This is a genomic window from Streptomyces sp. NRRL B-1140 (genome assembly GCF_001280065.1).
Lineage (GTDB): Bacteria > Actinomycetota > Actinomycetes > Streptomycetales > Streptomycetaceae > Streptomyces.
In genome coordinates, this window is record NZ_LGEA01000069.1 from 159,346 (window position 1) to 179,631 (window position 20,286).

General features: G+C 72.1%; 17 protein-coding genes and 2 pseudogenes. 8 read left to right on the forward strand and 11 right to left on the reverse strand.

All coding sequences use genetic code 11. From position 1 onward, the window contains the following. Positions 1–88 precede the first annotated feature (88 nt). The 3 genes and pseudogenes from ADK65_RS09245 to ADK65_RS09250 all read right to left on the reverse strand — a co-directional run bounded on the left by ADK65_RS09245 (position 89) and on the right by ADK65_RS09250 (position 3,196). A complete protein-coding gene (locus tag ADK65_RS09245; protein WP_053669465.1) occupies positions 89–2,122 on the reverse strand; it encodes a DUF1996 domain-containing protein in 2,034 nt (677 codons plus the stop codon). Positions 2,123–2,388: 266 nt separating this feature from the next. Beyond that, positions 2,389–2,475: pseudogene (locus ADK65_RS37970) on the reverse strand (cellulose-binding protein); the annotation flags it as partial. An 88-nt stretch (positions 2,476–2,563) separates the two neighbouring features. Continuing rightward, a complete protein-coding gene (locus tag ADK65_RS09250) occupies positions 2,564–3,196 on the reverse strand; it encodes a GNAT family N-acetyltransferase (RefSeq protein WP_053669466.1) in 633 nt (210 codons plus the stop codon). A 322-nt stretch (positions 3,197–3,518) separates the two neighbouring features. On the opposite strand from ADK65_RS09250, the gene ADK65_RS09255 reads away from it, so the two are divergent. Further along, entirely contained in the window at positions 3,519–4,547 is a 1,029-nt protein-coding gene (locus ADK65_RS09255) for a YihY/virulence factor BrkB family protein (RefSeq protein ID WP_053669467.1), read from the forward strand. A gap of 17 nt (positions 4,548–4,564) precedes the next feature. Here ADK65_RS09255 and ADK65_RS09260 read toward each other — a convergent pair whose 3' ends face one another. From ADK65_RS09260 to ADK65_RS09270, 3 genes are all read right to left on the reverse strand, one after another. After that, positions 4,565–5,017: a flavodoxin family protein gene (locus tag ADK65_RS09260; protein ID WP_053669468.1), complete on the reverse strand. Its 453-nt coding sequence runs from the start codon at positions 5,015–5,017 to the stop codon at positions 4,565–4,567. An 89-nt stretch (positions 5,018–5,106) separates the two neighbouring features. Beyond that, positions 5,107–5,538, reverse strand: a complete 432-nt coding sequence (locus ADK65_RS09265) for a DUF3618 domain-containing protein (protein WP_053669469.1) — start codon at positions 5,536–5,538, stop codon at positions 5,107–5,109. After that, on the reverse strand, positions 5,535–5,975 hold the full coding sequence (locus tag ADK65_RS09270; protein WP_107092249.1) for a phage holin family protein: 441 nt from the start codon (positions 5,973–5,975) through the stop codon (positions 5,535–5,537). Before ADK65_RS09270 ends, ADK65_RS09265 begins: the two co-directional genes overlap by 4 nt. 148 nt (positions 5,976–6,123) lie before the next feature. On the opposite strand from ADK65_RS09270, the gene ADK65_RS09275 reads away from it, so the two are divergent. Then, positions 6,124–6,573 (forward strand): SRPBCC family protein, encoded by a 450-nt coding sequence (locus tag ADK65_RS09275; protein ID WP_053669470.1) that lies wholly within the window; start codon positions 6,124–6,126, stop codon positions 6,571–6,573. A gap of 57 nt (positions 6,574–6,630) precedes the next feature. Here the strand turns inward: ADK65_RS09275 and ADK65_RS09280 are convergent, their stop codons facing one another. Both ADK65_RS09280 and ADK65_RS38785 read right to left on the reverse strand, forming a co-directional pair. Next, complete coding sequence (locus tag ADK65_RS09280) at positions 6,631–10,962, reverse strand: cation-translocating P-type ATPase (RefSeq protein WP_053669471.1); 4,332 nt, start codon at positions 10,960–10,962, stop codon at positions 6,631–6,633. A 16-nt stretch (positions 10,963–10,978) separates the two neighbouring features. Then, positions 10,979–11,533 (reverse strand): hypothetical protein, encoded by a 555-nt coding sequence (locus ADK65_RS38785; RefSeq protein WP_053669495.1) that lies wholly within the window; start codon positions 11,531–11,533, stop codon positions 10,979–10,981. Between the two features lie 257 nt (positions 11,534–11,790). Here ADK65_RS38785 and ADK65_RS09290 point away from each other — a divergent pair, with 257 nt between their 5' ends. The 3 genes from ADK65_RS09290 to ADK65_RS09300 are packed head-to-tail and all read left to right on the forward strand — an operon-like array spanning position 11,791 to position 13,527. Further along, a complete protein-coding gene (locus ADK65_RS09290; protein ID WP_053669472.1) occupies positions 11,791–12,468 on the forward strand; it encodes a nucleotidyltransferase family protein in 678 nt (225 codons plus the stop codon). A 10-nt stretch (positions 12,469–12,478) separates the two neighbouring features. After that, on the forward strand, positions 12,479–12,766 hold the full coding sequence (locus tag ADK65_RS09295) for a BON domain-containing protein (RefSeq protein ID WP_053669473.1): 288 nt from the start codon (positions 12,479–12,481) through the stop codon (positions 12,764–12,766). Continuing rightward, entirely contained in the window at positions 12,763–13,527 is a 765-nt protein-coding gene (locus ADK65_RS09300) for a metallophosphoesterase family protein (protein WP_053669474.1), read from the forward strand. Before ADK65_RS09295 ends, ADK65_RS09300 begins: the two co-directional genes overlap by 4 nt. Positions 13,528–13,636: 109 nt before the next feature. Here ADK65_RS09300 and ADK65_RS09305 read toward each other — a convergent pair whose 3' ends face one another. Further along, positions 13,637–14,755, reverse strand: coding sequence for a fatty acid desaturase family protein (locus tag ADK65_RS09305; RefSeq protein WP_053669475.1), 1,119 nt, complete (start codon positions 14,753–14,755; stop codon positions 13,637–13,639). A 7-nt stretch (positions 14,756–14,762) separates the two neighbouring features. After that, positions 14,763–15,818, reverse strand: coding sequence for a ferredoxin reductase (locus ADK65_RS09310; protein ID WP_053669476.1), 1,056 nt, complete (start codon positions 15,816–15,818; stop codon positions 14,763–14,765). A gap of 87 nt (positions 15,819–15,905) precedes the next feature. Here ADK65_RS09310 and ADK65_RS09315 point away from each other — a divergent pair, with 87 nt between their 5' ends. Beyond that, positions 15,906–17,045, forward strand: coding sequence for a PucR family transcriptional regulator (locus ADK65_RS09315; protein WP_053669477.1), 1,140 nt, complete (start codon positions 15,906–15,908; stop codon positions 17,043–17,045). 88 nt (positions 17,046–17,133) lie between these two features. On the opposite strand, the gene ADK65_RS39890 is transcribed toward ADK65_RS09315, so the two are convergent. Beyond that, positions 17,134–17,931 carry a DUF427 domain-containing protein gene (locus ADK65_RS39890; protein WP_078955875.1) on the reverse strand — a complete coding sequence of 266 codons (798 nt, stop codon included), beginning with the start codon at positions 17,929–17,931 and terminating at the stop codon, positions 17,134–17,136. A 283-nt stretch (positions 17,932–18,214) separates the two neighbouring features. On the opposite strand from ADK65_RS39890, the gene ADK65_RS09325 reads away from it, so the two are divergent. Both ADK65_RS09325 and ADK65_RS09330 read left to right on the forward strand, forming a co-directional pair. Then, the gene (locus ADK65_RS09325) at positions 18,215–19,204 is read left to right on the forward strand and encodes an aldo/keto reductase (RefSeq protein WP_053669478.1); all 990 of its coding nucleotides are present in this window, start codon (positions 18,215–18,217) and stop codon (positions 19,202–19,204) included. Between the two features lie 333 nt (positions 19,205–19,537). After that, positions 19,538–20,281: pseudogene (locus ADK65_RS09330) on the forward strand (alkaline phosphatase D family protein); the annotation flags it as partial. Positions 20,282–20,286 lie beyond the last annotated feature (5 nt).

The following is a 20,286-nucleotide window of genomic DNA, read 5'->3' on the forward strand; positions in this document are numbered from 1 at the left end:
CGGGCGAGGCCTCGGCGCGAGATGCGCGACGGCGGCGGGATCCGGTGGGATCCCGCCGCCGTTCACGGCTCACGTCCTGGCGTTGCTCTCAGCCGCGCCGCACCCGGCGCAGGACGACGAAGCCCGCGATGACCAGGACTGCGCCCGCCGCGGCCGGCCAGAGCTGCGCTCCGGTGTCGGCCAGGCCACCCTCGCCGACCGCCTGGGGTTCGGTGCGGGACGGGGCCGACGGGGTCGGGGCGGCACTGGTCGCCGTGCCGACGGCCTGGGACTCGCCGAGGCCTTCCGCGTCCTCGCCGTCGTCCTTCACACCGCCGCCCTGCCCGGCGGCCTTGCCGCCGTCCGCCGAGTCGGTGGCCTTCACCGAGGGCTGTGCCTTGCCCGGGGCCGTGGACGCGTCGCCGGGCTCCGGTTCGGGGGCCGGCTTGTCCGCCGGGGGCCTCTGGGCCTCACCCTTGCCGTCGTCACCCTGGTCGCCGGGCTTCTGGCCGCCGTTGCCGTCCTGCGGTGCCCCGGGAGCCTTCGTCGGCTCCTTCGTCGGCTCGTCCTGCGGGGCCTCCGGGGTCGCGGTGGGCTCCTCCTGCGGGGCCTCGGGCGCCTTCGTCGGCTCCTCCTGCGGAGCCTCCGGCGTCTTGGTGGGCTCTTCCTCCGGCTCCTCGCCCGGTGCCGGGTCCTGCCCGCCGTCCGCTCCGGCTCCGCATGTGCGGCCGTCGTTGATGCAGTCGACCATCTCCCCCATCAGATCCTCGTCGAAGATGTTGATGAAGTCGCCGTGGTCGGTGACCGGCTTGTGCAGCTGCTCCGGGAAGGAGTCGACCGCGAACAGCGGTGTCGTACGGCCGCCGTCCTGCAGGCTCGGCGCGTCGATGTCGTAGACGATGCGCTGCACGAGCTGCGGGATGGGGCGGAAGCCGGACGGGCAGTTGCCGGAGGCGTCCGCGAACGCCACATGGGTGCGGTGGTTGGCGCTGTCGATGTTGCGGCCGTCCCAGCAGCTCTGGAACTTGAAGGTCCGTACGACGTCGCTGCCCTGCGGGCACAGCGGGTACTTGTCCTTCAGCTGCCGGTCCTCGAAGCCGGTGCAGCTCCAGGAGGCGTTGGCGTTGGCCGGGCCGTTGACGAACGACTTGGCGTCGCCGGTGATGATGCGCAGCAGCCGCGGCATGGCCGTGACCTTCTCACGCGGGTTGCCGACGAACGTCAGCGTGACCTGCTTCGGCGTCACGATCTCGCCGGCGTTGCCCTCGATGCCGCCGCCGGGTTTGTCGGCGTCCTGCTCCGCGGCGCCGTTCTGCAGACGCACGACGGGCCAGTAGTAGGACGACTTGTCGCCCTGGTCCTCACAGCTGGTCCCGGCTTTCGCGAGCTCCTGGTCGCTGGCGAAGGCGTTGTTGCCCTGGTTCCCGACGTAGTCGTGGAAGTGGTGGGCGCCGTTGGTGACACCCGGCGCGGCGATGATGTTGTCGGAGTTGAACAGCCCGTTCTCGTTCACGCCGCAGCTGGTGGCGAAGGAGCCGCGGGACGCGCCGCCCTCCTCGCGGGGGTTGTTCACGTTGGGCTGGACGCTCTTGATGTCCGCGAAGTCGGCGGCGACGGGGCCGTTGCCCGCCTGTCCGCCGTTGGCGCCCTGCCCCTGGCCGTTCTGCTGCCCCTGGCCTGCCTGGCCCTGCTCCTGGCCGGGCTGCGGGCTTGCGGCGGCGGCCTGGCCTTCGCCCTGGGCGGGAGCCTGGTTGCCGTCCTGGAGGGTGCAGGCGGCGAGGGCGTCGAGCCCCTCGGGGCGGTCTCCCACGCGGTCGATGGCGATGGCGATGCGCTCGAGGGTCGCGGCCCGCTTCTCCTTCAGCGGGTTCACGACGGCACTGTCGGCGAAGCCGGGGTCCCGCTGCACCTGTTGGGCCGATTCGGTCAGCCGCTGGTACGCCTTGGCTATCTGCTCGTCCAGGAGGGCGAGTTCCTTGTCGACCTCCCCCCGCGCCGGTTCGGGGACCGAGGTCAGCTTGACGCCGACGTCCGGGCAGTCGATCGTGGCGCCCGCGGTCCGGCCCCCCGTGCCGGACCGCGTCTGGGCTGAGTCACCGCCCGAACCTCCGTCCGTGGCGGAGGCGTAGACGTTCGCGGCCATCAGGCCGCCTCCGCCCAGGATCAGTGCGAATGCGGCGAAGGTCGCGCGTCGTGGGCCTGTAGGGCGTCTTCGCGTGTTGCGTCCCAAGGGTGCTCTCCTGCGCTTGTGGCGTGCCGGGCATGAAAATCCCCTCGCCCCATACGTACGGGAGCGGCACCGTGTTCACTCACTCGAAAACTTTCGGAAAATTCTCATGAGGCCCGGACCCGCCGGGCCCCGCCGGACGCGCCGTCCGGCGGGGAGGCGCAGGTCTGCGGAAGTTCACAGTTGCCGGTGATGTCCGTCGTCTTCCAGGCGCCGACCGTGTCCAGGGAGTTGTACCGGCCGCCCTCGCTCCGGCCACCGCTGCACAGCACGCGCCTATGTGGGAGCGCTCTCACATTGCACAGACCGCCCGCCGGTCAGGGGCCGCAATGCGTGTTTGCGCCGCTTACACATCGGTCAGAGCCGGTCGAGCTCCTTCGTGGTGCGCCCGAGGAAGGTGGCCTCGCCCGGCTCGGGGACGTCGAGCTCCTCGAAGCCCATGCGGTCGTAGAACGCCCTGGCCCGGGTGTTGGCCGTCGACATCGCCAGATGGACGGCAGGGACCCCCGCGTCCTGCAGCGCTTGCAGGAACGTCCGCATCAGGCGGCGCCCGTACCCGCGGCCCTGCCAGGCGGGCAACAGGTCGATGTGCAGATGAGCGGGATGGCCGGCCAGCTCGGGCAGCACCATCCGCTCAGGGTGGTGCAGCATGCCCGCCAACGCCTCGTCCGGAGTGCGCGGGGGGTGGGGCGGTTCCGGGTAGCGGCTGGCCACCAGGGGCAGCCACTCGGCACGGAAGGCTTCCGCGAAACGCGGGGTGTCGGCCGTGCCGAGGATGTAGCCGACCGCCTCTCCCCGCCCGTCGTCCAGCACGAAGGCCAGTTCCGGCTCCAGATGGACGTACGGCGCCGCGAAGGTCGCCGGGAAGACGCCCGGATCCTCGTAGTGAGGCCGGCTGTCCTCGCCATGGTGGGCGGTACGGACGCAGATGTCGTCCAGGGCCGGACGGTCCTCGGGGCGGTAGGGGCGGACGGTGGGTGAGGTGGTCATGGCGGCATCGTGCCCGTGGGAGCGCTTTCTACTCGATGTCCGGGCCGGTTGTGCACGCGCGCGGCTTAAGGGTTCGACCTGGGGTTACCCGTCTCACATGGTGAAGCTGCATATTCCGGGACGAAAAGAACACACCGCATCCGAGTCCCCGCCTCCTGAGAGCCCGTCCTCAGGGACGCGGGCGACCACCGAGACGGACCGCCGGGAGCCGGAGCCCGCGGCGGACCGGCGGGACGCCGGTGATGCGGACCGCCAGGACACCGCGCCGACGGATCGGCAGGAGCCCGCTTCCGGGGCGGAGCGCCGGGACGATCCCACCGGCATGGAGCGCCGGGAAGAGGCCGCAGCCGCTTTCGACGAGCCGGGACCGGGTCCCGATGTGGAGCGCGCGGCGCCGGACTCGCCGACCGATATGCCCCGGAAGTCGTGGGTCGCGGTGCTCAAGGGCAGCGTGCGGGAGTTCAAGGACGACGAGCTCACCGATCGCGCCGCCGCGCTGACGTACTACGGGGTGCTGGCGCTGTTCCCCGCGCTGCTGGTGCTGGTGTCGATGCTGGGCCTCACCGGCCGGTCGACCACCGACAAGGTGACCGAGAACGTACGCGAGCTCGTCCCCGGCTCGGCGGGCGACATCATCACCCGGGCCGTCGACCAGTTGCAGGGCAACGCCGGCATCGGGTCGCTGATGGCGGTCGTCGGTCTGGTGCTGGCGGTGTGGTCGGCCTCCGGTTACGTGGGGGCGTTCATCCGCTCCGCCAACGCCGTGTACGACATGCCCGAGGGCCGGCCGGTGTGGAAGCTGCTGCCGATGCGGGTGGGCGTGACGGTCGCGCTGCTGGTGATGGCCGTCATCAGCGCGCTGATCGTGGTGTTCTCGGGCGGGCTGGCACAGCAGGCCGGAGACGCCCTGGGCATCGGCGACACCGCGCTGACGGTGTGGTCGATCGCCAAGTGGCCCGTCCTGGTTCTGCTGGTCGTGAGCATGATCGCGATCCTGTACTGGGCGGCGCCGAACGCCAAGGTGAAGGGGTTCCGCTGGATCACTCCGGGCAGCTGCCTGGCCCTGCTGATCTGGATGGTCGCGTCGGCCGGCTTCGCGGTCTACGTGGCCAACTTCGCCTCGTACAACAAGACCTACGGCACGATGGCCGGTGTCATCGTCTTCCTCGTCTGGCTGTGGATCACCAACCTGGCGATCCTGCTGGGCCTGGAGTTCGACGCGGAGACGGTGCGCCAGCGGGCCATCGCCGGTGGGCATCCGCCCGAGGCCGAGCCGTACACCCAGCCGCGGGACACCCGGGCGTGGGACGAGCAGGACCGGCGCCGGCTGGAGGAGACCGACGAGAGCTGACGGCCGGCCCGGGCCGTTCAGCCCATGAGGCCGGCGGCCACCGTCGCGCCCAGGTCCCAGCACCGCTCGAGGTCGCCCTTGTCCGGCTCGCCGGTCACGGTCACGGCCTCGGCGGCGCGGCGCCAGCCGAGGCCCGTCGTGACCGACTCGATGCCGCGTACCGCTCCGGTGACGTCGTTGCCGCCGTGCACCCAGTATCCGAACGGACGGCCGCGGGTGGCGTCCAGGCACGGGTAGTAGACCTGGTCGAAGAAGTGCTTGAGCGCTCCTGACATGTAGCCGAGGTTCGCGGGGGTGCCGAGGAGGAAGCCGTCGGCGGCAAGGACGTCGGAAGCGGTGGCGGACAGCGCGGGCACGCGGACGACCCGGACGTTCTCGATCTCGGGGTCCGTCGCGCCGGAGATGACGGCTTCGAACAGCGCCTGGCAGTTCGGCGAGGGCGTGTGATGAACGATCAGCAAGGTGGCCACGGCACCCGACCTTGCCGTCCGGGAGCCCGCCACGCAAGCGCGGGTCCCTGCACCGCGCGCGATGCAGGGACCCGGGGTGTGGCTGTGGCTCAGCGCTTTCCGCGGCGGCGGATCAGCAGGCAGGCCACGAGGACGGCACCGGCGCCCGCGAGCAGGGCGGCACGGTGGTCGCGCACCTGCTGCGGGGCCTTGTCCTGCCAGACCTGCTCGGCCTGTGCGGCCTTCTCCTTGGCGCTCTGAGCAGCGGCGGCGCCCTTCTGCTTGACCGGCTCGGGCAGCTTCTCCTCCACGGTGTGGGCGACGTGCGCGGCCTTGGACCTCGCCTGCCCGCTCCACTCCTGAGCCTTCGCCCCGGCTTGTTCCCTGACCGCGACGGCCTTCTCGCGGGCGCGCGTCTTGACGTCGGCCCGGTCCGCCAGGGCCTGGACGGTGTCGCCCAGTTCGTGGCGGGTGTGTTCGACCTGCTCGCGCAGTTCCTCCTGGCTGCGGGCGGTCGGCTCGTCGTGCGGAGGCTGGGTCATCGCTGTGCACTCTCCTTGATCTCGGCCACGTCGGCCTTCACGCTGTCGATGGTCTGCTGCGGGGCGGGCGGAGTGGCGCTGCGTATCTCCTTGCGGCCGGCCAGCGCCGCCAGGCCCGTGGCGACGGCCAGGACGCCCGTGACGATCAGCGCCGCCGCCCACACCGGCAGCGGAACGGCCAGGGCGGCGATCGCCGTCGCGACCAGGGCCTGGAGGGTGACGAAGCCGAGTACGCCGGCTCCGCCGAACAAGCCGCCGCCCTTCCCGAAGCGTTTGCCCTTCTCGGTCATCTCCGCCTGGGCGAGGCGCATTTCGCCGCGCACCAGGTCGGTCAGTTGCTCGGTGGCCCGTTGCACCAGTTCGCCCACAGGCTCCTCCCCTGCCGCCGCGCTCCCCGCGCGGGGAGCGGCGGGGGCCGTGCGGTGCGTGTCCGCCATGACGATCACCTCCCGGTCCGTAGTTCCTGGCCGAGTACCAGCGACGGCGGAAAAAACACCTGGTCGGACAACTTGTGATGACGAGGAGTGAGCGGCGCGAGATCTGGTACCCGTCCGTCGCTCACACACGAGAGAGGGAGGTTTCGCCTTGTCGCAGGTAGAGGAATCCATCGAGGTCCGCGTGCCGGTGCACACCGCGTACAACCAGTGGACGCAGTTCGAGTCCTTCCCCGAGTTCATGGACGGCGTCGAGCGCATCGAGCAGCGCACCGACACCCTCACGCACTGGGTGACGAAGGTCGGCGGACAGGCGCGGGAGTTCGACGCGGAGATCACCGAGCAGGTCCCGGACGAGCGGGTTGCCTGGACCACCGTGGGCGGCGAGGCGCGGCAGGCCGGTGTGGTGACGTTCCACCGTATCCAGGACGACACGACCAAGGTCATGCTGCAGATGGACTTCGACCCCAGTGGCGTGGCCGAGAACGTCGGCGACAAGCTGGGCTTCGTGAAGCGGCAGGTCTCCGGTGACCTGAAGCGGTTCAAGCAGTTCATGGAAGCGCGCGGGACGGAGACCGGCGCCTGGCGCGGCGAGGTCTGACCGGGTGTGAGGAGGCCGCCACCACTGCTCGTGGTGGCGGCCTCCTCGTGTTGTGCGCTACGACGCCACCGGTGCGGCGATCCCGCTTCGGAAAAGGTGCCGGGCCTGGCGGCTCAGGTCGTCGAAACGCAGGGCGAGCCGGGCCGCGGCGTCGTAGAGGGTGTGGACGGCCCGGAACCGCTCGAGGCGGGGGGCCAGGGCCGACAGGGCGATGGCCAGGGCGACGCCGGCCCAGGCCACGGGCCCGAGCGGGGTGCACCCGAAGAAGTGGCTGACGCCGGGGGTCTGGACGAGGGCGGCGAGGACGGCGGCGGAGCCCAGGGCCGTGACCCACACCAGTGTGCTGTGGCGCCGCCCGGAGAGGGTCTGCACGAGCTGGGCGCCGACGACACCGCACAGGGCCATGGTGGTGGACCGGCGTTCGGTGCCGGGGGTGAGGCGGCCGATGAGGTACGCCGCGACCGCGCCGAAGCAGGTGGTGATGCCGCGGCGGCGGATGGAGCGCAGCAGGGGCGCGCCGAGGACGTCGAGGCCCATCGGGCCGGTCGCCGCGTGTTCCGCGGTCGCGGGGTCACTGCTCGGGGTGACGGCCACGGCCATGGCGGGGAACATGTCGGTGAGCAGGTTGACCAGCAGCAGCTGACGGGTCGACAGGGGCGAGGCACCGGCGAGCAGGGTGCCCAGGACGCTGAAGCCGACCTCGCCGGCGTTGCCGCCGATGAGGATGCTCACCGCGTCGGCGACGCTGCGCCACAGGGCACGGCCCTCGGTGACCGCGTCCACGAGGACGGACAGGTCGCCGGTGGTGAGCACGAGGTCGGCGGCGTTGCGGGCGGCCGCCGAGCCGCGCGACTCGACGCCGACGCCGACGTCGGCCGCGCGGATGGCGGCGGCGTCGTTGGCGCCGTCACCGGCCATCGCCACGACGCGCCCGGCCTGTTGCAGGGCCTCCACGACGTGCAGCTTCTGCTCGGGCGCGACCCGGGCGACGACGCCCGCGCCGCGCAGGACCCGGACGCGTTCGCGGCGTTCCATGGCGACGAGTTCGTCGCCGGTCACCGCCTCGGTCTCCTCCGGCCAGCCCAGTTGCAGGGCGATGGCGCGGGCGGTCTCCGGGTGGTCGCCGGTGAGCATGACGGGCAGGATGCCGGAGCGGCGCAGTTCCGCGAGCAGGGCGTGCGAGGTGTCGCGCGGGACGTCGGCGAGGGCGATGAAGCCGCTGAACTCCAGGTCCGCGAGCGGGGCGTCGAGTGCGGCCTCGGCGTCGTCGGCCCGGCAGGCGCGGCGGGCCACGGCCAGGACGCGCAGTCCCTGCCCGGCGAGCGCGTGGGCGGTGTCCGAGGCGTGGCCGGGCAGGTCCCGGCATGCGGGCAGGATCGTCTCGGGCGCGCCCTTGACGACGAGGACTTCGCCCATGTCCGGGTCGCCGTCGCGGCCGACCGCGGCGGCGTAGCCCCGGCGGGTCTCGAACGGCAGCTCACCGGTGGGGGCCCAGCCCTGGTCGGGCGGGGCCACGTCGAGGACGGCCTCGTCGGTGGCGTGCGCGACGCGGCGGCCCTGCCGTGTCTGCTCCGGGGGGCAGGCACGCGCGGCCAGCCGCACGATCGGTCCGGCCCGTTCGTCGTCCGTGGCGAGGACGGTGCCGTCGGCGGTGGCGACGCGGACCAGGCGCAGTTTGTTCTCGGTGAGGGTTCCGGTCTTGTCGAAGCAGACGGTGTCGACCCGGCCGAGCGCCTCCAGGGTGCGCGGGGTGCGGACCAGGACGCCGCGGCGGGAGAGCCGGCGGGCCGCCGCCATCTGCGCGACGGTGGCGACGAGCGGAAGGCCTTCGGGGACGGCTGCGACGGCGACGGCGACACCGCCGCTGACGGCGCGCCGGACGGGGCTGCCGCGCAGCAGGGACAGTCCGGTCACGGCGGCGCCGCCGGTGAAGGTCACCGGCAGGGCCTTGCGGGTCAGTTCCTGGAGCCGGGCCTGGACGCCGGCGGGCGGTGGTGTGCGGGCGGCGAGGGTGACGGCCCGGCCCGCCTCGGTCTGCTCTCCGGTGTCCACGACGAGGGCGGTGGCCCGTCCGGCGACGACGGTGGTGCCCTCGAAGACCATGCAGGTGCGCTGCGCCACGGGGAGGCCGGGGGTGGCGTCGAGGGTTTTGGTCACCGGCAGGGACTCGCCGGTGAGCGCCGACTCGTCGACCTCCAGGCCGTCGACGTCCAGCAGCCGGGCGTCGGCGGGTACGACGTCACCGGCGCCGAGGCTGATCTCGTCGCCGGGGCGCAGGCGGGCGGCGTCGACGGTGACCGTGTGTTCGCGGCTGTCCTGCTTGCGGGCTTTGGGCTGCTGCCGGGCGGCGAGCCGGGCCAGGGCCTGTTCGGCGCGCAGCCGCTGGAGTCCGCCGGTCACGGCGTTGAGGTCCATGGCGCCGACGACGAGCAGCGCGTCGACGACCGAACCGAGCAGCGCCGAGGCGACGGCTCCCGTGGCGAGGACGGGGGTCAGCGGGTCGTCGAGTTCGCGGCGCACGGCACCGGCCGCCTGCCAGGTCCAGTGGGCGGGGGCGAGTGCCGGGTGCCGGGTGAGGCGCACGGCCTGCTGCCGTGAGCGGTCGGCGACGAGGGCCAGTCCGCGGGGCTCGGCGTCGCGGTCGGCGCGCCCCAGCCGGTCACGGACCTCGTGGGGTTCCAGGGCGTGCCAGGGGATGTGCAGCCGGGGCGGGGGCGGGGTGGCGCGGGCGACGCGGACGGCTTCGAGCCAGCCGGTGATCAGGGCGCCCGCGGCGGCGATGTTGACGGGGGCGTGCCGGGTGAGCGGCCACAGGAGGCGACGGCCGGGGGGCTGCCCGCCGCGGGCGACCAGGAGCCCGGACAGGGCCGCGCCGGCGCGGGCCAGGGTCTGCGACCGGCGCCCGACGCGCCGGGCCGCGGGGATCGCCGTGAGCAACCGCCAGACATCGGCGAGGCCCCTCGGGGCCAGCACGTCGACGCCCCAGGAGACGGCTGCCCGTCCGTCGGTGAGGGCGATGGCCACGTCACCGGCGGGCAGTCCGGCCGCGAGGTGCCCGCCGCCGGACTCGTGCAGACGGGCGACGGTCACGACCACGCGCCCCTCGGTCTGCAGGGCACGTACGACGTCCCCGAACGGCTCGGCGCTCGGGGCGACCTCGTCGGCGAGCCGGGTGATGTCCTTCAGGTCGGAGCCGCCGGCGATCACGACGTGCAGTCCGGCCCGGCGGGCGGCGTCCAGGACGGCCTCGGCGAAGGGGTGGACCGGGTCGTCGGGCAGGCCGTCGTCGCCGCCGTCTGGCCGCAGGCTGCGCAGGGCGTCGGCGTGCAGGACGAGGGCGTCGGCGATCTCCAGCTGCCGCAGGCGCTCTCCGTTGCGCAGCAGGATCCCGGAGTGGGCGAGGAAGGCGCCGAGCGTCGCGCCGAAGGCGGCCGGTCCGTAGCGGGCGGCCTTGGGGGATCCGGCGAGGACCGCCTCGGCCGCGTCCCCGGCGCTGTGGGTGACGAGCAGGGTGGCGGCTGCGCCGACGATGCTGCCCGTGCTGGCGTGGGAGGCGTACTCGGCGGCGGGGGTCACCTTCAGCGGCGGCCGGGCGTCCGCGGGGCAGGTCACGCTGGTGCGCCGGTGGTGGCAGACGTCGTCGTGCAGGGCCTCGAAGGCCGCGGCTCTGGCCACCGCCTCCGTGAGCTGGTTGCCGCGCAGGATGCCGTCGAGGACGAGGGCCAGCGGGGTCTGGCCGATGCCGTGGGCGGCCGCGTTCGCGGCGGCGAGGAGGAGTTCCATGCCGGACGTGCCGAACCGCTGCCGGAGCAGGGCCCGGAAGCGGGGGTTCTCCCGCAGCAGTGTGACTGTGGCGGTGACGACGCGCGAGGTGGGCGGCAGCCGCAGGGACCGGCCGGCCAGGGCGCCGGCCGCTCCGGCGGCGTCCAGCAGGATCGCCGCAGCGGTGACGCGCACCTCGGCGGGGTCGCCGGGGTGGCTGGTGTCCCGGAGGTTCGGGTCGACGCCTTCGGCGAGGCCCAGGCGCGTGGCGAGGGCGGTGGCCCGCTCGGTGACGCGGTCGGTGGCGGCGTCCTCGGCCACGGTGACCACCAGGCGCCCCAGTCCCCCGTCCCAGTAGGCCGTGAGGACGTCCGGGTGCTCGACGAGTTCCTCGGCGACGCGGTGGGCGAGCGCTGCGGCGTCACCCTCGGAGTGCCGCAGCGCGAAGTGGAGGCGCTGCCCCGCCTTCCAGTGCTGTCCGCCGGTCAGGGCGTTGCGCGCGACGTTGCGGACGCGGCGGGTGGTGTCGTAGACGGACGTCACCGACTGGGCGGTGCTGCGGGCGGCGCCTGCGGCCGCACCGGCCACGGCCCCGACGAGTGGGGTGACGTCGAAGCGTGTGAGCATCTGGTGCTTTCCCGACTCAGCCGGCGGGGCGGCTGTCGTGTGCGTGCCCGTGGGGTTGCTCGTCGCCGTGGTGCGCGGTCGCCTCGGCGACCTGCTTCAGGGCGGAGGCGGTGGCGGTGTCGCCGACCTTCGCGGGCTGTTCGTGGACGTGCGGTTCCGGCCGGTCGTGCCGGTAGTGGGAGGAGGCGAGCCTGCCGCCGGGGCCGTACGCGGAGGTGTCCTCGTCGTCCTCGCCGGTCCGGGCGGAGCGGTGTTCGGCGCTGCTGCCGGTCTGCTTTCCGCCGTTCGGTGACGCGCCGTCGGGCCGCTGCCCGGGTCGCGGCCGGGTCAGCCAGGCGACGGCGGCTCCGGTCGCCGCCACCGGCCACTCCACCAGTCCGGTCACGCCGAGCACCCCGGCGCCGGCGTAGACGGCCATCCGGCGGCCGCGCGGGGAGACGGCGCCGATCACGTCCAGCGCGCCCGTGGCCGCCTTGCCCACCTGTTGCGCGCCCGGCAGGTGCCGGAGGCCGGAGGCGACGGCCCGCAGCGGCTGCGGAAGTTCCGACGAACGTGATGTCTCCTGGTTCATGTCGACCTCCACAAGCGCGTTGTCTGCGGCGTGATCCGGCTTCCCAGCTCTTTGCCCCATATTCCGCTTTTGTCAGGTTATGCGCTTGTCTTGTTCGGCCGGGGTGCCGGGGTCCTCCGGGATGGCCGGCCGGGTGCCGGCGCGTGGAAGCCGTCCGTGTCGGGCCGGGAGCACCGGGTACTCAAAGCAGGCACACAGGCCGTCTGGGTCCGGACACCGCACGAGGGCGGAGTGTCCGGTTCGGCGAAGGAGTGGTCATGACGCAGAACGGTGATGACGCGACGCTCGTCCGGCGACCGGGGATCCCCGACCTCCGGACGGCACCGAACGGTGCCGAGCCCGCGCCACCACAGGATCCGCAGGCGGACCAGCCGCTGCAGGAACTCCCCCAGGACCGCAACCAGGCGCTCCTGGAAGCGGCCAAACAGGTCGGCGCCCTGCTGAAGCGGGAGGGGCACCTGTTCGCGCTGGCCGGGAGTGTGGCCGCGTACGCCCACGGCGGCGAGAAGAACCTGCAGCACGACGTCGACTTCGCGATCCGCCCCGAGGACGCCGAAGCGGTGGCGGCCACGCTCCACGAGGCCGGGCTGACGGTGTACACCCCGCCGGAGGACTGGCTGATCAAGGCCACGTGCTTCGGGCAGCCGGTCGACATCATCTTCGAGCTGGCACACCGGCCGGTCGGCGCGGACATGCTGGAGCGGGCGCAGGAGCTGTCGGTCGACTCGGTGCGTATGCCCGTACTGGCCCCGACCGATCTGCTGTGGAGTCTGACCGCCGCGTTCTCGGAGCACCACTGCGACTTCGGGGCGGCCCTGCCCATCGCACGTGCCCTGCGGGAGAAGGTCGACTGGGAGAAGGTCCGGCGCGAGTGCGGGGACGAACCCATGCCGGCGGCCTTCTTCTTCCTCCTGGAACGCCTGAACGTCATCTGAAGGAGCACCCATGAGCACCCACGGTTCCCAGGACACGGGCGGCGGGCCGCCGGCCGAGAACCTGGACTACCGCATCGCCCACCTCCAGGACCGCCTCGCCTCCGGCGAGCTCGGGGAACTGGGCGTGCGGGTCGAGGCCCGCGGCCGGACGGTCCTGCTCACCGGTACCGTGCCCTCGGCGCCCTGCCGCGACGAGATCGTGCGCACCGTCCACGAGGAGCTCGCCGGATTCCCCGTGCACAGCGACCTCGTGGTCACCGAGGCGTCCTCCCCCGACCACGCCGAGGAACTCTCATGATCCGCGTCGCAGCCGTCGGAGACATCCACATGGGGCCCGACAGCCAGGGCGTGCTCCGCCCCGCCTTCGAGACCCTGCCCGAGTGCGCCGACCTCCTGCTGCTGGCCGGGGACCTGACCCGGCACGGCACGCCCGAGGAGATGCGGGTGGTGGCCCGGGAGATCCAGGACCTGGCCGTTCCGGTCGTCGCCGTCCTCGGCAACCACGACCACCACGACGATCGCCCGGACGAGGTGTCCGCCATTCTCCGGGACGCCGGCGCGCAGGTGCTGGAAGGGCAGAGCACGGTGGTGGAGAGCGGCGGGGCGCGGATCGGCGTCGCCGGGACCAAGGGGTTCGGGGGCGGCTTCGTGGGCCGGTGCGCCGGGGAGTTCGGCGAACCGGTGATGAAGGAGTTCGTCCAGCACTCACGCCGGTGCGCCGACGGTCTGCGGACCGCCCTGGAGCAACTGGCCCGGGACGGCTGTGACGCGCGGATCGCCCTGACCCACTACTCCCCCGTCCCGGACACCCTGGCGGGCGAGCCGCTGGAGATCTACCCGTTCCTGGGGAGCTATCTGCTCGCCGAGGCGATCGACACCGCCGGCGCGGACCTCGCGGTGCACGGGCACGCGCACGCCGGCACCGAGCACGGTATGACGAGCGGCGGCGTGCGGGTGCGCAACGTGGCCCAGCCCGTCATCGGGCGGGCCTTCCACGTCTACCACCTCCCGGCACGGGAGCCCGCCGCGGCCGCAGCCGCCGCCCAGCAGGCCCGCTGAGCGCCTGGCCGGTGCGGCAGCCGGTTCGGCCGGCCACGAGGCCCGGCCGGGGGCCCGGCACGCTCACCGGGCCCCCACCGCCGGCCGTTGCCTGAAGCAGCACCGGGAATCAGGCCGCTACGAGTTCCTGCTCGCGTTCCGGGGTCGTGACCTCGGGCTTCCTGTTCGGCAGCGAGAGCCGGAAGACCTTGCGCCACGCGGAGAAGACCTGCTTGGGCAACGGCCCGGTGACGTACTCCAGCTCGTACTTCTCGAACAGTGCGCGCACCTTCACCGCGACCTCGGCATACCGGTTGCTCGGCAGATCCGGGAACAGGTGGTGCTCGATCTGGTGCGACAGGTTGCCGGTCATGAAGTGCATGGCCTTGCTGCCGCTGATGTTCGCCGAGCCCATCATCTGGCGCAGGTACCACTGGCCGCGCGTCTCGCCCTTGATCGACCGGCGCTCGAAGACCTGGACGCCCTCGGGGAAGTGGCCGCACATGATCACGGAGTGGGACCAGAGGTTCCGTACCAGGTTCGCGGTGAACGTGGCGGCGAGCGTGGGCAGGAAGGACGGGCCGGACAGCAGCGGGTGGATCACGTAGTCCTTGAGCACCTGCTTGCGGATCTTGCGGCCCACGGCCCTGGCCCGCGCGCGGAACTCCGGGTTCTTGCGGCGCCGCTTGTGCAGGTTCTTTCCCAGCTCCAGGTCGTACGCGGCGATGCCGTACTCGAAGAAGCAGGCGTTGATGAAGTTCCACAGCGGCTGGCCGAGGTGGAACGGGTGCCACTTCTGGTCCTCGTCGACGCGCATGATGCCGTAGCCGAGGTCGTTGTCCTTGCCGATCACGTTGGTGTACGTGTGGTGCAGCTCGTTGTGCGAGTGCTTCCACTGGTCGGCCGGCGAGACGTGGTCCCACTCCCAGGTCGTGGAGTGGATCTTCGGGTCCCGCATCCAGTCCCACTGGCCGTGGAGGATGTTGTGGCCGATCTCCATGTTGTCCATGATCTTCGCCACGGAGAGGCCGGCGGTGCCGAGCACCCACGCCGGCGGGAACATCGAGAACAGCAGCACGCCCCGGCTGACCAGCTCGAGCGTGCGCTGCGCCGAGATGACCTTGCGGATGTAGGCGGCGTCCTTCTCGCCGCGGCCGGCGATCACCTCGTCGCGGATCGCGTCCAGCTCGCGGCCGAGCTCCTCGATCTGCTCCGCGGTCAGGTGGGCGGTGGGGTCGATGGCGGTCAAAGTGCTCCTACCGTTCGATGTCACAGGGGCCCGCGGCGGCGGACACGCAGGTCTGGATGAGGACGCCCGGCTCTGCCTCGGTGATCTCACCGGTGCGCAGGTCGCGGACGGCGCCCGCCTTGAGCGGAGTGACGCAGCCGAAGCAGATGCCCATGCGGCACCCGGACGGCATGAGCACACCGGCCTCCTCGCCGACGTCCAGCAACGGCGTGGCGCCGTCCGCGTCGACGGTCTTGCCGGTGGCGCTGAACGTGACCTCACCGCCGTCGCCGGTGGCGACGACGGACGGCCGGAAGCGTTCGGTGTGCAGGCGCTCCGGTACGCCGTGCCCGGCCCAGTGCTTCTCGGCGGCGTCGAGCAGGCCCGCGGGCCCGCACGCCCAGGTCTCGCGCTCGGCCCAGTCGGGCACGAGTTCGTCGAGACGGGCGATGTCGAGCATGCCGTCCGTGTCGGTGTGCACCTCGGTGAGCCGCAGCTTGCCGTCCGCGACCAGGTCGTGCAGTTCGCCGCGGAAGATCACGTCGTGCGGTTGTGGCGCGCAGTGGACCATGACGACGTCGTCGAACTCGGTGTCGCGCAGCATGCCCATCACAGGTGTGATGCCGCTGCCGGCCGTCAGGTAGAGCACCTTGGCGGGCTTGGTCTGCGGCAGCACGAAGTCACCGGCCGCCTGGTCGAGCTGGATCAGCGTGCCCGGTTTCGCCCTGCGGACCAGGTGGTTGCTGACCTTGCCGTCCGGGATCGCCTTCACGGTGATCGTGACGCGGCCGTCCTGGCGGTTCGCCGGCGAGGTGATGGAGTAGGCACGCCACAGGCGCACCCCGTCGACGTCGACCCCGATCCGCACGTACTGGCCGGCCGTGTGGCCGCGCCAGCCCCGTCCCGGCCTGATCACGACAGTCGCCGCGTCACCCGTCTCGGGGTGCACGGCCTCGATGCGCCCACGCAGGTCAGCGCCCGCACGCAGCGGGCTGACCAGGTCGAGGTAGTCCGACGGCAGCAGCGGCGTCGTGACCATCTCCAGCAGTTTCCATGCCCTGCTGCGGAGGGCTGTGCTCGTCATGACTCCAGATTGCTGTGCCTCAGGGCGTAAAGTCCTGACCGCAGGACGTAAATCTGGGCAACTGAATTGTTCGCAGGGAACAAAAACGTGAGCCATGCAACCCAGAGGGCCAGCGAACTGGCCCTGGATGAGACGACGGTCACCGCACTCAGGGCCGCGCTGAAGACCACCGCCGACGAGGTCGTCCAGGCGATCATCGACGAGGTCCCTCCCTACGCCAACGCCCTCTCGGGCCACATGGGCGGCACCATTCGCCGAGCCGTCCGCACCGCCCTGGGTCACTACCTGGACCTCGCGAGCGGGAACGCCACAGGCGGCGACGCCGGTGACGCGGCCTATGAGCTGGGCCGAGGCGAGGTGCGCGACGGCCGTTCGATGGACGCCCTGCTCAGCGCCTATCGCGTCGGCGCCCGCGTGGCCTGGCGATGCCTGGCAGCCGGTGCCGTACCCGCAGGTCTGCCCGCCGCCGAGGTGGCCAAGTTCGCCGAACTGACCTTCGCCTACATCGACGAGCTCTCCGCCGCGAGCGCCGCGGGGCACGCCGACGAACTGGCCGCCCAGGGCAGGGCTCACGAGCGCCACCTGGAACACCTGGCCCGCGACCTCCTGGCCGGTGCGAGCCCGGACGTGCTGCTGGCCTCTGCGCAACGGGCCGGGTGGCAGCCTCCGGTTTCGCTGACCGCGGTCCTGCTGCCCGCCGCCCAGGCCCGGCCCGCCTACCGCACGCTCGACCCGAGCACCCTCGTCCTCGACGATCTGCCGGACGCCACCGGTGTGCTGCTCGTCCCCGACGCCGACCGATCACATCTCTTGCGGCAGCTGACCGACCGCACCGCCGTGGTCGGCCCGGCCCGGCCCTGGACCCGGGCGTCCGCCTCACACGCACGAGCCGTACGCGCCCGCTCCCTCTCCACCGATATCCGCGACACCGAGGACCACCTGCCCGAGCTGGTGCTGAGCGCCGACGCTGACGCGCTCGCGGACCTGCGCGCCCGGGCCCTCGCACCGTTGCGGACCTTGCCCGACGAGACCGCGCGACGGTTGGAGGAGACGTTGCGGGCGTGGCTGCTGCACCAAGGGAGGCGGGAGGAGGTGGCGGCGGCGTTGTTCGTCCATCCCCAGACGGTCCGGTACCGGATGACACAGCTGCGGGAGCTCTTTCCGGATCTCGCATCGCCGCACCGGGTCCTCGAACTCACGCTGGCGGTCGCCCTTCGGGGCGGCTGACACGTCCTTCGACCGCACCCGGGGAAGAAGAGCACGAGAGCTTGCGGCTGCACAGCGGGAGCGACGGTGAGCGCGACACTCTCCTCCCTCACCACAGTCGGGTGCCCGGGGCGCCCTTGAACGGTCCCCGCACCTCCGCGGTGATCCAGCCACCGTAGAAGTCGCCCTCCTGCGCTGTCGCCTCCTCTCCGTCCACCGTGCAGCGGTCCATGCGGCTCGGGTAGAAGGCGAAGAAGGCGGCGAGGGGTGCGTAGCCGGCCTCGGGCCGGGGATAGCTCCAAGCGGCACGAGCGCGTACGTCGTCTCCCACGATGACGTCCCAGTACCGGGCAGAGCCCTTCCATTCGCACCAGGTCCGGCTTGCTGCCGCCGGGAACAGGAGCTCCGTACGGACATCCCGCGGAGGGATGTAGAAGACGGGGGGATGACTGGTCTCCAGGACCCGGACGGCCCTGCGGGTCTCGGCCACCGTCCGGCCGGCGCACTCCACCCGCACGTCACGGTCGTCCTCCCGCATGACGGGCGGCCGAGGATAGTCCCAGACCGACTCCGGCGTCCGCGGGGCGAAACGCGGCACGGGCGCTTTCAGCGGGTCCAGGTACACCTCGTCCTCGTAGCACCAGGCCCACTCCCGGTCGCGTGCCAGGGTGCGGGCCACCGGATGTGCGCTGGAGTCGAAGTGGACCGTGGCGTGAGCGCCGGGAGAGCTGTCGTTGCAGCCCACGTGGCCGCAGGTCAGGCACAGCAACAGGTCGGCCGGTGTGCGTCCGCGCGCCGCGCAGGACGCGCACGTCTCGCTCAGCGGGGGCGGGTCCGCCGTCCAGGTGTGGGAGCAGGGTTTCCCCGAGGGCCGTCCGCCATCAGGCCGGGGCACCCATCTCGTCATCGGTGATCACGCTCCCTCCGATGCGGTCCTTGCTCTTCCCTCTGCTTCGCCCCGAGACCGCACAGGAGATGCACTTCACCGACCCCCCCTCCCGGCGTTCCTCACATCCGACTTGCCCTGGAGTGCGCTCGAAGTCATAGCGTCGAGGACGCAAGGGTGCACGAAGCCGTCTCGGCGCCCGCTCCCCCTGGGATGCCGAGTGGTGGCGTCCATGCCTGGAGGGACGGGAGGCCTCGTGCCGCCCGAAGGACGATCAAGCGTGCAGGGAAGGCTGGAACACGACATGCAGAAGCGCAGTCTGCGGGAATTGCAGGTATCGGCCATCGGCCTGGGGTGCATGGGCATGTCCGCCTTCTACGGAACCGCCGACGAGGCGGAGGGCGTCGCGACGATCCGGCACGCCCTCGACCTCGGGGTGAACTTCCTCGACACCGCGCAGATGTACGGCCCGCTCACCAACGAGTCCCTCGTCGGCGAGGCGATCCGGGGGCGCCGCGACGAGTATGTGATCGCGACGAAGTTCAACTACCGGATGGACGACGCCGTACCGGGCGACATCGGCACGGTCGGCCCGCAGGACGGCTCGGCCGAACACGTCCGCAGGTCCGTCCACGGCTCGCTGAGGCGTCTGGGAAGCGACCACATCGACCTGTACTACCAGCACCGGGTCGACCCGAACGTGCCCATCGAGGAGACGGTCGGCGCGCTGGGCGAACTCGTCGCCGAGGGCAAGGTGCGCTACATCGGGCTGAGTGAGGCGAGCGCCCGGACCATCCGGCGTGCGCACGCCGTGCACCCGATCACGGCCGTGCAGAGCGAGTACTCGCTGTGGTCGCGGGACGTGGAGGCCGAGGTGCTGCCCGCCTGCAGGGAGCTGGGCATCGGCTTCGTACCGTACTCGCCCCTCGGTCGCGGCTTTCTCGCCGGGCGGTTCACTTCCCCGGACGACCTGGACGCCGACGACTGGCGCCGTCAGAACCCGCGCTTCCAGGACGCCAACCTGGAGGCGAACCTGCGGCTGGCGGCGAAGGTGAAGGAGATCGCCGCCGAGAAGGACGTCACGCCGGCTCAGCTGGCCATCGCCTGGGTGCTGGCCCAAGGCGAGGATCTGGTTCCGATCCCGGGCACCAAGCGCCGCGCCTACCTGAAGCAGAACGCCGCCGCCGTCGACATCGACCTGACGAAGGACGACCTGGCCCGGATCGACGCGGAGCTGCCCGAGGCCGCCGGTGAGCGGTACGACGAGGCAGGCATGCGGTCCGTCAACCGATAAGGACCAGGACGGCGGCGAGGTGGTGTCCCTGTCGGAGGCCGATCCGGCGGCCGCCGGATCGGCCTCCGACGAACACCTGCACGTGATCCCTCCGTGAGCCGCGGGCCGGTCGACGCCTTCTCATGCCGCGCGTTCACCGGCACGGCGTCTTCCTGTCGACCGCCGCACCGCGCACCGGGCCGCCGGTGTACCGCCTGTGGTGTGAACCCTCCGCACGTCGCGCCCGTTCAGGGCATTTTGTCTGCTTAGCATGCGAGCTCCGCGCTCCGCACGCCGACGATGTCCCCATGCATCCGCACGGGAGCGCAACCGCCCCGTACGAGAGGACACCAGATGGCGCTGACGGGCCGTCGAAGAGCAGCGTCCGAGCATGCCTTCTCCCCGCACGACGACGTACTGCGCACCGCCGCGCCGTACGTCGCCCGCCGCCGGTTCCTGACGGTCACCGCCGCGGCGGCGATGCTCGCCTTCACCACCAACCGGCCGGCCCGCGGCGCCACCGCCGCTCCCGAACTCGACGCGGCCCGGGTGTCCGACGACCCGTTCACCCTGGGTGTGGCCTCCGGCGACCCCCTGCCCGACTCGGTACTGATCTGGACCCGGCTGGCCCCCGAACCGTTCGCCGAGGACGGCGGACTGGGCCGGCAGCGGATCGTGGTCGACTGGGAGGTGGCCTTGGACGAGTGGTTCGCGATCGCCGTACAGCAGGGCACCGCCACGGCCCATCCCGAGTACGCCCACAGCGTGCACATCGACGTCAAGGGCCTGATGCCGGACAGCCACTACTACTACCGGTTCCGGGTGGGAAGCTGGATCAGCCCCGTCGGCCGGACCCGTACGGCCCCGGCCCCGGGCACGGACACCGGGACCATGCGGCTGGCCGCCGTGGCCTGCCAGGCCTACCAGGACGGCTATTTCACGGCCTTCCGGCATCTGGCGCAGGAGGACGTCGACGTGGTGTTCCACCTCGGCGACTACCTGTACGAGTACCCGGTGGACTCCACCGGCGGGGCCCGCCGCTCAACCCAACCCCCAAATCCCCTCGAGTTCCAACCCGCGGCAGACACCCCGGCGGACTAACG